Below are 11,416 nucleotides of genomic sequence, written 5' to 3' on the forward strand. Positions count from 1 at the left end.
GCGCCCGCCGGCCGGGCTGACCCCCCCCGGGCCGAGCCCTGCCGCCCGCGCGGCCGGGGGCCGCACTGCGGCCCGCCGCCGATTTCCCGGCGCCCCCGCCTTCCTACTTCCACCCCCTGCCCCGTCCGGATCCCGACTTGTCCCGCTTCCAAACCCGCGCACCGACCGCGGCACTCCCCGCTTCCGCAGTCGAAGGCGACACCCTCGCCGTGCGCCAGGGCATGTTCGCCGCCCTCGCCGCCTTCGTGACCTGGGGTCTGGCGCCGCTCTACTTCCGCGCCCTCGGCAGCGTGCCGCCCTTCGAGATCGTCGCCCACCGCGTGCTGTGGTCGGCGCTGCTGCTCGCGCTGATGCTGGCCACGCTGCGCTTCACCGGCGGCTTCGAACGCGTGGGCGCCGTGCTGCGGCAGCCCCGCCTGCTCGCCCTGCTCGCGCTCACCTCGCTGCTCACCAGCAGCAACTGGCTGGTCTTCATCTGGGCGATCGACGCCGGGCGCCTGCTCGAGGCCAGCCTCGGCTACTTCATCAACCCGCTGGTCAGCGTGGCGCTCGGCGCGATCTTCCTCGGCGAACGCCTGCGCCCGCTGCAGGCCGCCGCGGTGGGCATCGCCTGCGCCGGCGTGGCCTGGCGGGTCTGGCAGCTCGGCAGCCTGCCGTGGATCCCGCTCTTCCTCGCCGGCACCTTCGGCCTCTACGGCCTGCTGCGCAAGCGCGCCCCGGTGGACGCCGTGGGCGGACTCTTCATCGAGACGCTCGTCGTCGCGCCCCTCGCGCTCGCCTGGCTGCTGTGGCTGCACGCCCAGGGCAGCCTCGCCTTCGGCAGCGGCAACCCGGCCGAATGGCTGCTGCCGCTCACCGGCGTGATCACCGCGATCCCGCTGATGCTGTTCGCGGTCGGCGCCCGCCGCCTGCCGCTGGCCACGGTCGGCTTCCTGCAGTACATCGCGCCCAGCCTCAATTTCCTGGTCGCGGTGCTGCTCTTCCGCGAGCCCTTCGACACCACCCAGCTCGTCGGCTTCGCGCTCATCTGGCTCGCGCTCGCGGTGTATTCCGCGGACATGGTCAGGGCCGGGCGGCGGACGGCGCGGCGAGCCCGCTGACGGAAGCGGTGCGCGCCAGCCGCGTCGGGTGACGGCCTCGCCGATCGACGGGGCACCCAATGGCAGCGTCGGCGGTCGCATCCCCGCCAGGATCGCGACTTGCGTCGCTCCTACGGCGCACCCCGGTGCCACGGCTCGCTGCCGGCGCGATCGGCCCCGAATGCGCGAGGCCGCGGGGCAGGGGATGGCGGGGGCCAACTTCAGGAGCGCCGAGGTGGAGGGCGTCGCCGGGGAAACAAGGCGACGCATGTCCGAGGCGCGCAGCGACGAGTTTGCGTCGCCGCCCCCGCGGCGTCCTCCACCGCGGGAAGCCCCGAGCGCAGCGAGGGGCCGCGAGTGCAGGCGGCCCCCGCCACCCCGGCCCCGCGGCCGAATCGAAGCCGCACCGACTCCGAACCACGCCGACGCCGAACCGCACCGCACTGGAGCCGCACCGAATCGGTGCCAGCCCCGATCGGAGCCGCGCCGGATCGCCCCCCGCGCGGCATCGCCCCCTCATTCGCACCCCGCGATAGGGCCGGCGGCCCGAATCCAGTAAACTAGCGCGCTTGCTTTCTTCAGGCGGATGCCGATGTTCGTGCTGTATGAAGAGGACGGGGCCTTCAAGGCCGGAACCATCCTCGCCGATAACGACGCCACGCTGCAGGTCGAGAACACCCACGGCAAGCGGGTGAAGCTCAAGCGCGCCCATGTGCTGATGGAGTTCCGCGAGCCGGGGCCTTCCGACCTGCTCGCGCGCGCCGAGGCCGAGGCCGAAGGCCTGGACGTCGAATTCCTCTGGGAAGTGTGCGGCGACGACGAGTTCGCCTTCGCCGACTTCGCCGCCGAATATCACGGCCATGTTCCGAACGCGGTCGAATCGGCCGCCCTGCTGCTGCGCCTGCACTCGGCGCCGATCTGGTTCCACCGCAAGGGACGCGGCCGCTTCCGCAAGGCCCCCGCCGACATCCTCCAGGCTGCGCTCGCCGGCCTCGAGAAGAAGCGCCAGCAGGCCGCCGCGATCGAGCACATGCGCGCCGAGCTGGTCGCCGGGCGCCTGCCGCCCGAGCTCGCCGCGCTGCTGCCGCAGGCGCTCTACCGCCCCGACCGCAACCGCTCCGAGATCAAGGCACTCGAGGCCGCCTGCGTCGACAGCGGGCTGTCGGCCGCGCGCCTGCTGCTGGCCTGCGGTGCGCTCGCCTCGAGCTACGACTTCCACTACAACCGCTTCCTCTTCGAGCACTTCCCCGAAGGCACCGCCTTCCCCGCCATCGAGCCCCCCGTGCTGCCGACCGCGCTGCCGCGTGCCGAGGTCGCCGCGTTCTCGATCGACGACGCCTCCACCACCGAGATCGACGACGCCTTCTCGGTGACGCCGCGCGCCGAGGGCGGCTGGCGCATCGGCATCCACATCGCCGCACCCGCGCTCGGCTTCGCGCGCGGCTCGACGCTCGACGCGGTCGCGCGCCGGCGCCTGTCCACCGTCTACATGCCGGGCAACAAGATCACCATGCTGCCCGACGAGATCGTGCAGACCTTCACCCTCGGCGAGGGCCGCGACTGTCCGGCGGTGTCGCTCTACCTCGACATCACCCCGGGGCTGGCGATCGTCCATCAGGAGAGCCGGGTCGAACTCGTGCCGATCGTGGCCAACCTGCGCCACCACGACATCGAGCCGGTGTTCAACGACGACACCGTCCACAACGGCGGCCCCGACTTCCAGTGGAAGCGCGAGCTGACCCTGCTGTGGGACCTCGCCACCGTGCTCGAGGCTGGACGCGGCAAGGCCGCCGGCAACGAGGACCGCATCGACTTCGGCTTCAGCGTGGACTGGACCGAGGAGACCGCGGACGGCCCGGGACGCGTCAGCATCGGCCGGCGCCTGCGCGGCTCGCCGATGGACAAGCTCGTCGCCGAGCTGATGATCCACGCCAACATGACCTGGGGAAAGCTGCTCGATACCTCGGGCATCCCCGGCCTGTATCGCGCCCAGGGCGGCGGCAAGGTGCGCATGACCACGGTCGCCGCGCCGCACGAAGGCCTCGGGGTGGACTGCTACGCGTGGTCGAGCTCGCCGCTGCGGCGCTACGTCGACTTGGTGAACCAGTGGCAGATCATCTCGGTGCTGCAGGGCACCCCGCCCGCGTTCGCGCCCAAGTCGGCCGAGCTGATGGCGGCGATGCGCGACTTCGAGCTCACCTACGCCGAGTACGCCGAGTTCCAGCGCGGCATGGAGCGCTACTGGTGCCTGCGCTGGCTGCGCCAGCACGGCCGCGGCGAGGTCGAGGCCACGGTGCTGCGCGAGAACGTGGTGCGCCTCGCCGAGATTCCGCTGGTGATCCGCGTACCCTCGATGCCGCTGCAGATGCCCGGCAGCCGGGTCAAGCTCGTCGTCGAGCGCACCGACCTGCTCGACGTCGAGGTGGAGGCGCGCTTCGTACAGACGCTCGCCGAACCCGATCCCGAGACGGTGGACGAGGCCGGCTTCGGTTTCGCGTGATCTGCGCATGACTCCCCCCGCCGCCCCCGTCCTGCCCGCCGGCGCCCTGCCGGGGGCCTGGAGCGGGCGCCTGCGGCGCTTCGGCGGACCGCTGCTGGTGGCGGCCTTCGTCATCTCGATCAGCCTGCACGCGCTGCTGCTGCTGATCCACTTCCGCCTGCCCGAGGCCAAGCCCGCGCGCGACAAGGGTCTGGAAGTGGTGCTGGTCAACGCCCGCCACGCCCGGGCACCCGACAAGGCCGAGGTGCTCGCGCAGGCCAACGTCGATGCCGGCGGCAACACCGAGCAGGAGGTGCGCGCGAGCACGCCGCTGCCGCCGCAGCCCAACCGCCAGGACGGCGACGCCCTGGTCGAGGCCAAGCGCCGCACGCCCGAGCCGGTGCGCGAACAGAAGCAGGTGATCACTCGCGACAAGGCCCCTGCCAAGGTCGCCGCGGCGCCCAAGAAGGCCGAGCAGCCCACGCCGACACCCGAGCCGCAGCGCGAGATCAGCGGCCTCGACCTGCTCGACAGCGCCGCCGCGGTCGCCCGCATCGAGGCCCAGATCGACCGCGACCTCAAGGAACTCGCCAAGCGTCCGCGCAAGAAGTTCATCGGCGCGCGCGCGCAGGAATACCGCTTCGCGCAGTACGTCGAGGACTGGCGGCAGAAGGTCGAGCGCATCGGCACGCTGAACTACCCCGATGCGGCGCGCGGCCGGCTCTACGGCAGCCTGCTGCTGTCGGTGACGATCCGCTCCGACGGCACGGTGGAGCGGATGGGCGTGCATCGCAGTTCGGGCCACAAGGTGCTCGACGACGCCGCGCTGCGCATCGTCAAGATGGCCGCGCCCTACGCCCCCTTCCCACCCGATATCCGCAAGGACTACGACGTGATCGAGATCACCCGCACGTGGACCTTCACCAACAGCGACCAGGTGCGCGCCAACTGAGACCCCGCCCATGGACCGTTACGCCGTCGTCGGCAACCCGATCGCCCACAGCAAGTCGCCCTGGATCCACGCCGCGTTCGCTCGCCAGACCGGGCAGGCGCTCACCTACGAGGCCCTGCTCGCCCCGCTCGACGATTTCGCCGCGACGGTGGCGCGCTTTCGCGCCGAGGGTGGGCGCGGCCTCAACGTCACCGTGCCCTTCAAGCTCGAGGCCTTCGCCCTCGCCGACCGCCGCACGCCGCGTGCCGAGGCGGCCGGTGCGGTCAACACGCTCGCCTTCGGCACGGACGGCATCCTCGGCGACAACACCGACGGCGCCGGCCTGGTGCGCGACCTCGCGAGCCATCTCGGTTGCCCGCCCCGCGGGCGGCGCATCCTGCTGCTGGGCGCCGGCGGCGCCACCCGCGGTGCGCTGTTGCCGCTGCTCGACACCGCACCCGCTGACCTGTGCATCGCCAACCGCACGGCGCACAAGGCGGTGGAGCTGGCGCAGGCCTTCGCCGCCCACGCCGGCACGGTGCGCATCGAGGGCTGCGGCTTCGAGGCGCTCGCCGACCAGCGCTTCGACCTCGTGATCAACGCCACCTCCGCCAGCCTGTCCGGCGAACTGCCGCCGCTGCCGCCCGGCCTCTACGCCCAGGGCGCGCTCGCCTACGACATGATGTACGGCCGCGGCCACACGCCCTTCCTGCGCGCCGCGCTCGCCGACGGTGCGGCGCGGGTGGCCGACGGGCTGGGCATGCTGGTCGAGCAGGCCGCCGAGAGCTTCGCGCTGTGGCGCGGCGTGCGCCCCGACTCCGCGCCGGTGCTGGCCGAGCTGCGCCAGCTCATCGAAGCCGGCTGAGGCCAGCGTGCCGATCCCCGCGCCGCGCCGCATCCTCGGCTGGGTCGCCCGCGGGCTGGGTGTCGCGCTGCTGTTGGCGCTGTTCTGGCAGGCGGTGCTGCTGACCCAGGTGGTGTGGTGGAGCCGCTTCGATCCCGGCAGCACGAGCTTCATGCGCATCCGCCTCGCCGAGTTGCGCGAAGCCGACCCGCGGGCCGAACTGCGCCAGCAATGGGTGCCCTACGAGCGCATCTCGATCCACCTCAAGCGCGCGGTGGTCGCTGCCGAGGACGATCGCTTCCTCGACCACGACGGCTTCGACTGGGAGGGCATCGAGCGCGCCCTGGAGCGCAACGCCGAGGAGGGCCGCGTCACCGCCGGTGGCTCGACGATCAGCCAGCAGCTCGCCAAGAACCTCTTCCTGTCGTCCTCGCGCTCCTGGCTGCGCAAGGGCCAGGAGGCGGCGATCACCCTGATGATCGAGGCGACCTGGGACAAGCGCCGCATCCTCGAGGTGTACCTGAACGTGGCCGAATGGGGCAACGGCGTGTTCGGTGCCGAGGCCGCCGCGCGCCACTACTACGGCCGCCCGGCCGCCAGCCTGGGCCCGGCCGAGGCCGCGCGCCTGGCGGTGATGCTGCCCAACCCGCGGCGCTACGAGAAGACCTTCGGCCCCCGCCTGGCCGCGCACGCGGCGCGGGTGCAGCGGCGGATGGCGAATTCGCAGGTGCCTTGAGCGCAAGGCGCGAGGGGCGGGAATGGCCCTCCGCCGATTTTTCGCCTTCTGTCACATGATCGGGGTCGCGTGCGCGGGGGGGAGTCCGTAGAATTCGCGACTTGCCCCTCCGCCGGCCTTGCGCGCGATGACCGAGCCCGAAGAACTCCACGCCGACGACGTCCAGCAGCACCTCAAGGAGGTGCAGGATCTGCTCGCCCGCCAGAAGGTGGTGGAGGGTCTCGTCCATCGCCAGGACATGCCGCGCCACGAGCTGGTGGAGAACCTCGTGCACAAGCAGCACGAGGCCGGGCTGCGCGCCAAGCTCGACAGTCTGCACCCGGCCGACATCGCCTACATCCTCGAGGCGCTGCCGCGCGAGGAGCGTCTCTATGTCTGGGACCTGGTCAAGGCAGAGCGTGACGGCGAGATCCTGCTCGAGGTCTCCGACGCGGTACGCGAGTCGCTCATCGAGACGATGGACCCCGAGGAGCTCAAGGCGGCGGCAGGTTCGCTGGATGCCGACGAGCTCGCCGACCTCGCCCCCGACCTGCCGCCCGAGGTCATCGAGGACGTCTTCCAGTCGCTCGACAGCGAGGGCCGCGAGCAGCTGCGCGCGGCGATGTCCTACCCGGAGGATTCCGTCGGCGCGCTGATGGACTTCGACATGGTGACGGTACGCGACGACGTCACCCTGGAGGTCGTGCTGCGCTACCTGCGCCGCTTCGACGAACTCCCCGACCACACCGACAAGCTCTTCGTGGTCGACCGCGAGGACCACCTCGAGGGCATCCTGACCCTGGAGACGCTGCTGATCAGCGACCCGGAAAAGACCGTGGCCGAGGTGATGCGCTCCGAGCCGGTGATCAGCTTCACCCCCGAGGACGAGGCCGACGACGCCGCCCAGGCCTTCGAGCGCTACGACCTGGTGTCGGCGCCGGTGATCGATTCCGAGCGGCGGGTGATCGGCCGCATCACCGTGGCCGACGCGGTGGACTTCATCCGCGAGGAGTCCGAGGCCGAGATCCTGTCCCAGGCCGGCCTGCGCGAGGAGGAGGACATCTTCGCCTCGGTGTGGAGCTCGGTGAAGAACCGCTGGGCCTGGCTGGCGATCAACCTCGTCACCGCCTTCGTGGCCTCGCGCGTGATCGGCCTGTTCGAGGAGTCGATCGAGAAGCTGGTCGCGCTCGCGGCGCTGATGCCGATCGTCGCCGGCATCGGCGGCAACTCGGGCAACCAGACCGTGACGATGATCGTGCGTGCGATCGCGATGGGCCAGGTCGAGCCCTCGGCGATGACCCGCCTGCTGCGCAAGGAGCTCGGCGTGGCGCTGATCAACGGCGTGGTGTGGGGCGGACTGCTCGGCGTGCTGGCGTGGTGGCTCTACGGCAACGTCGATCTCGGCCTGGTGATGACCGGTGCGATGACGCTGAACCTCCTGCTGGCAGCCTGCGCGGGCGTGCTGGTCCCGATGCTGCGCCAGCGCCTCGGCGCCGACCCCGCGCTCGGCGGCTCGGTGATGATCACCGCACTCACCGACTCGGGCGGCTTCTTCATCTTCCTCGGGCTGGCGACGCTTTTCCTGCTCTGACGGGCGAGATGTGAGGAATATGGCGCCAGGAGCGGGCGAGCCCGCTCCGCAGGCCTGCGGGAAGGCTCAGCCCAGTTGGGCGAAGACCGCGCGCGCCACGGCCACCGTGGCGTCGATCTCGGCCTCGCCATGCGCCACCGACACGAAGCCGGCCTCGAAGGCCGAGGGCGCGAAGTAGTGGCCGGCTTCCAGCATGGCGTGGAAGAAGCGGTTGAAGCGCTCCTTGTCCGTAGCCATCACCTGGGCGAAGGAGGCCGGCACCTTGTCGGCGAAATAGACGCCGAACATGCCGCCGACCGAGTCCGCGCTGAACGTGACGCCGGCATCCTTGGCCGCCGCGGCGAGACCCGCAACCAGTCGCTGCGTGCTCGCCGTCAGCCGCTCGTAGAAGCCGGCCTCACGCGTCAGCTGCAGCGACACCATGCCCGCCGCCACCGCCACCGGGCTGCCCGACAGGGTGCCGGCCTGGTAAACGCTGCCCAGCGGGGCGATCTTTTCCATGATGTCGCGACGACCGCCGAAGGCGCCCACCGGCATGCCGCCGCCGATCACCTTGCCGAGCGTGGTCAGGTCGGGGGTGATGCCGTAGAGGCCCTGCACGCCCTGCGGGCCGACGCGGAACCCCGTCATCACCTCGTCGAAGATCAGCACCGCGCCGTACTCGGTGCAGATGCGGCGCAGGCCTTCGAGGAAGCCGGGCTGCGGCTTGATCAGGTTCATGTTGCCGGCCACCGGCTCGACGATGATCGCGGCGATCTCGTCGCCGCGCGCCTTGAACACGTCCTCGACCTGCTGCAGGTCGTTGTAGTCGAGCACGATGGTGTGCTTGGCGAAGTCCGCCGGCACGCCGCCCGAGGACGGGTTGCCGAAGGTCAGCAGGCCGGAGCCGGCCTTCACCAGCAGGCTGTCGGCGTGGCCGTGGTAGCAGCCCTCGAACTTCACGATCGCATCGCGGCCGGTGAAGCCGCGCGCCAGCCGGATCGCGCTCATGGTCGCCTCGGTGCCCGAACTGACCAGGCGCACCATCTCCACCGAGGGCAGCATGGCGCAGATCAGCTCGGCCATGTCGACCTCGCTCTCGGTGGGCGCACCGAAGGACAGGCCCTTCAGCGCCGCCTCGCGCACCGCCTCGATGATCGCCGGGTGGGCGTGGCCGGCGATCGCCGGGCCCCAGGAGCCGACGTAGTCGATGTACTCCTTGCCATCCGCATCCCACACCCGGGCACCTTCGGCGCGCGCAAGGAAGCGCGGCGTGCCGCCCACCGAGCGGAAGGCGCGGACGGGCGAATTTACGCCACCGGGGATGCTGCGCTGGGCGCGCTGGATGAGGGCTTCGTTACGGCTGGTCATGGCAGAGGGTTCCTGTGCTGCGTGCGAAAGCCGGCATTGTGGCGCCGCAAGGCCAAGCCGGTCCACCACCGGCATTCACACGACTTGCGCGGCGAGCGTCCGCATGAGCCGCCCGCCTTGGCCGCCGACCACAGAGAACCGATCACGCCCAGCCTGACGTGACGCCCCTTGTCGGAGCCCGAAAACGTCGATGGATGACCACAGTTGCACGACAGCGAGATGAGACCCGGCGACTCGTCTGGTCATCCACCTCCGCCTGCCCCGGAGCCTGCGCCCGACAGCCCGCCGAAAAGCGCGTCGAGCACCTCGCGTTTCGGCTCGATCTGCTTCTTCGTGCCCACCCTATCGACGACGGAGAACGAAACCGTCGAGGATTTTTCCGGGTCTTCACGCGTGATGCCGATCACGATGGGAGACCTATCGTGTTGCGCGGGCGAGATTGTCTTTATGTTGGTTCCCGTCGTTGTGACGGTATAGGGAGGCGTTCCCCCCGTCACCGACAATTCGAGCTCGCCCGGCTTTGCGCCACGCCGGACATCAAGCTCGAGTTGTTGCACATTTTCCACCCCCCCGGCCCCGCCCGTACCATTGTTGCCCGCTCCGAAATGAAAGCCGACGATGGTTGCAAATACCCCCGAGAACACCAGAAAGATTTCGCGCGCCATCCTGAAACGTTCTTCGAACTTCCCCTCGTTGGAGTACAGAGCGCTGAAAATCAGCCCGCCGCCATACGCCAGCGTCGCAATGATCGCCGCCACGGTAAGGATGGGTCGTGTGCCATCCACGCCCATGAGCGCCTTCCAGCCAACTGCGGAGGTGAACAACATGATCCCGGCGACGAGCAAGCCCAGTACAACCAGGAGCACGACCAGCCCGATGAGCCCCGCAATGCTGAAGTCTGCCAACCACTCCGAAATCTTCCTCTTCGGTGCTACGCCGCTCCAACGCTCGACATTTGCCCACAACTCCTGAACCGCCATCTCGATGTGATCGCGCATGGTCGCGTCGCCACTCGCCCTGGCCGAGGCGAAATCGCTCTGCAAGGCGGTAACGCGATCAGCCAGTGATCGGGTTCGGGTGTTGACCGCTGCAGCCTTGACGACCTTGTCGAGGCCGGTGATCAGAGCCTCCAGGTTTTTCCATTTTTCTTCATCCATGACCGTCTCCCTTTCTCACCTCACCACGGACACCTCCATCGACCCGATTGCGATTCGTGCAGCCTCCGTGAAGGCGGCAAAGCCGGATCAACCCGCCATCATGCGGACTCGCGAGACGGGAGGCTCACGCCCGGTCGACATGACATCCGCCAGACCCATGGAATGATTCCGGTATAGCACTGGCATTGCCACATACAAGCTCGACGCAGTCGCATGAAGGCGCACCTGTGCCCATCTTCTGCACCGGGGGGCTTGCCCGCGCAGGAGCGCCGCACGCCGCCCTTGCGCGGGCAGGCCCGCTCCCACGGGTTCCGCTCGGGCAGGTCATGCATTCGTGCGATCGCCCCGCATGCGGGCCCTCGGCCAGGATGGGGCGCTACCGCCCGCGTAGGGTCGTCGGGCGGGAGGTGCGGGGTTCAGAACAGCGCGCGATACATCCTCGCACGCGCCGCCGGATCGGCCGCGCCGAACACGTCGCCGACCACCGCGAGCAGGTCGGCGCCCGCGGCGATCACCTGCGGCGCACGCTCCAGCGTGATGCCGCCGATCGCCGCCACCGGCAGGCCGAGCTCGCGCCTGGCGCGTTCGACGAGCGCGAAGGGTGCGGGCGGCGCGTGGGGCTTGGTGGTGGAGGGGAACATCGCGCCGAAGGCGATGTAGTCGGCACCGATCTCGGCGCCCTCGGTCGCACGCGACCAGTCGGCATAGCAGGTGAGACCGAGGATGCGCTGTGGGCCGAGCGCAGCGCGCGCCGCGGCGGGCGGGCCGTCCTCGCGGCCGAGATGCGCTCCGTCGGCGTCGATGGCGAGCGCTAGCGCGAGGTCGTCATTGACGATGAAGGGCACGCCGGCGGCCCGGCAGGCGTCGCGCAGCGCCAGCGCCTGCTCGCGGCGCAGACCGGCGTCGGCGCCCTTGTTGCGGTACTGCAGCAGCGCCGGATGACCGGCGAGCACGGACTGCGCGAGCGCGAGCAGGCGGCCGGTGTCGGGTTCGTCGGGGGTGACCGCGTAGAGCCCGCGCAGCGTGCGCGCCGGGAAACGCTCAGTCATCGCTCTCGCCCTTGCCGCGCGCCCAGAAGAAGCGGTCGGGCAGCGCCCGCCCCATGCCGGCGCGATAGGCGTGGCGCAGGGCCTGGCGGGTAAACTCCTGCGCCTCGCGTACCGCCTCGGGCAGCGCCATGCCGTGCGCCATCGCTGCCACCGCGGCGGCGGCGAGGGTGGTGCCGGCACCCAGGCAGGGCGCGGCCGGGCGCGGGCCGGCGTCGGGGCGC

Annotated in this window: 10 protein-coding genes; 6 read left to right on the plus strand and 4 right to left on the minus strand. The window is 70.6% G+C overall.

Going from position 1 to position 11,416, the window contains the following annotated elements:
• Nucleotides 1-221 precede the first annotated feature (221 nt).
• The 6 genes from rarD (at nucleotide 222) to mgtE (ending at nucleotide 7,639) form a co-directional block, all read left to right on the plus strand.
• On the plus strand, nucleotides 222-1,100 hold the full coding sequence (gene rarD / locus C665_RS15275; RefSeq protein ID WP_040829419.1) for an EamA family transporter RarD: 879 nt from the start codon (nucleotides 222-224) through the stop codon (nucleotides 1,098-1,100).
• Between the two features lie 571 nt (nucleotides 1,101-1,671).
• Nucleotides 1,672-3,579, plus strand: coding sequence for a ribonuclease catalytic domain-containing protein (locus tag C665_RS15280; protein WP_004321306.1), 1,908 nt, complete (start codon nucleotides 1,672-1,674; stop codon nucleotides 3,577-3,579).
• 7 nt (nucleotides 3,580-3,586) lie between these two features.
• Nucleotides 3,587-4,510 (plus strand): energy transducer TonB, encoded by a 924-nt coding sequence (locus C665_RS15285; RefSeq protein WP_004321310.1) that lies wholly within the window; start codon nucleotides 3,587-3,589, stop codon nucleotides 4,508-4,510.
• Nucleotides 4,511-4,520: 10 nt separating this feature from the next.
• Nucleotides 4,521-5,354, plus strand: a complete 834-nt coding sequence (gene aroE / locus C665_RS15290) for a shikimate dehydrogenase (protein WP_004321312.1) — start codon at nucleotides 4,521-4,523, stop codon at nucleotides 5,352-5,354.
• 7 nt (nucleotides 5,355-5,361) lie between these two features.
• Entirely contained in the window at nucleotides 5,362-6,069 is a 708-nt protein-coding gene (gene mtgA, locus C665_RS15295) for a monofunctional biosynthetic peptidoglycan transglycosylase (RefSeq protein WP_004321314.1), read from the plus strand.
• 127 nt (nucleotides 6,070-6,196) lie between these two features.
• The gene (gene mgtE, locus C665_RS15300) at nucleotides 6,197-7,639 is read left to right on the plus strand and encodes a magnesium transporter (protein WP_004321317.1); all 1,443 of its coding nucleotides are present in this window, start codon (nucleotides 6,197-6,199) and stop codon (nucleotides 7,637-7,639) included.
• Between the two features lie 66 nt (nucleotides 7,640-7,705).
• Here mgtE and hemL read toward each other — a convergent pair whose 3' ends face one another.
• The 4 genes from hemL to C665_RS15320 all read right to left on the minus strand — a co-directional run.
• Nucleotides 7,706-8,989 (minus strand): glutamate-1-semialdehyde 2,1-aminomutase, encoded by a 1,284-nt coding sequence (hemL, locus tag C665_RS15305; RefSeq protein ID WP_004321319.1) that lies wholly within the window; start codon nucleotides 8,987-8,989, stop codon nucleotides 7,706-7,708.
• Between the two features lie 242 nt (nucleotides 8,990-9,231).
• Nucleotides 9,232-10,146, minus strand: coding sequence for a SprB repeat-containing protein (locus C665_RS15310; protein ID WP_004321320.1), 915 nt, complete (start codon nucleotides 10,144-10,146; stop codon nucleotides 9,232-9,234).
• Between the two features lie 416 nt (nucleotides 10,147-10,562).
• Nucleotides 10,563-11,195 (minus strand): thiamine phosphate synthase, encoded by a 633-nt coding sequence (gene thiE, locus C665_RS15315; RefSeq protein ID WP_004321321.1) that lies wholly within the window; start codon nucleotides 11,193-11,195, stop codon nucleotides 10,563-10,565.
• The coding region (locus C665_RS15320) for a bifunctional hydroxymethylpyrimidine kinase/phosphomethylpyrimidine kinase (RefSeq protein ID WP_004321322.1) at nucleotides 11,188-11,416 on the minus strand (229 nt) is incomplete at its 5' end. The genes thiE and C665_RS15320, both read right to left, overlap by 8 nt.

Origin of the sequence: Thauera aminoaromatica S2 (genome assembly GCF_000310185.1) — a bacterium.
Taxonomy (GTDB): domain Bacteria; phylum Pseudomonadota; class Gammaproteobacteria; order Burkholderiales; family Rhodocyclaceae; genus Thauera; species Thauera aminoaromatica.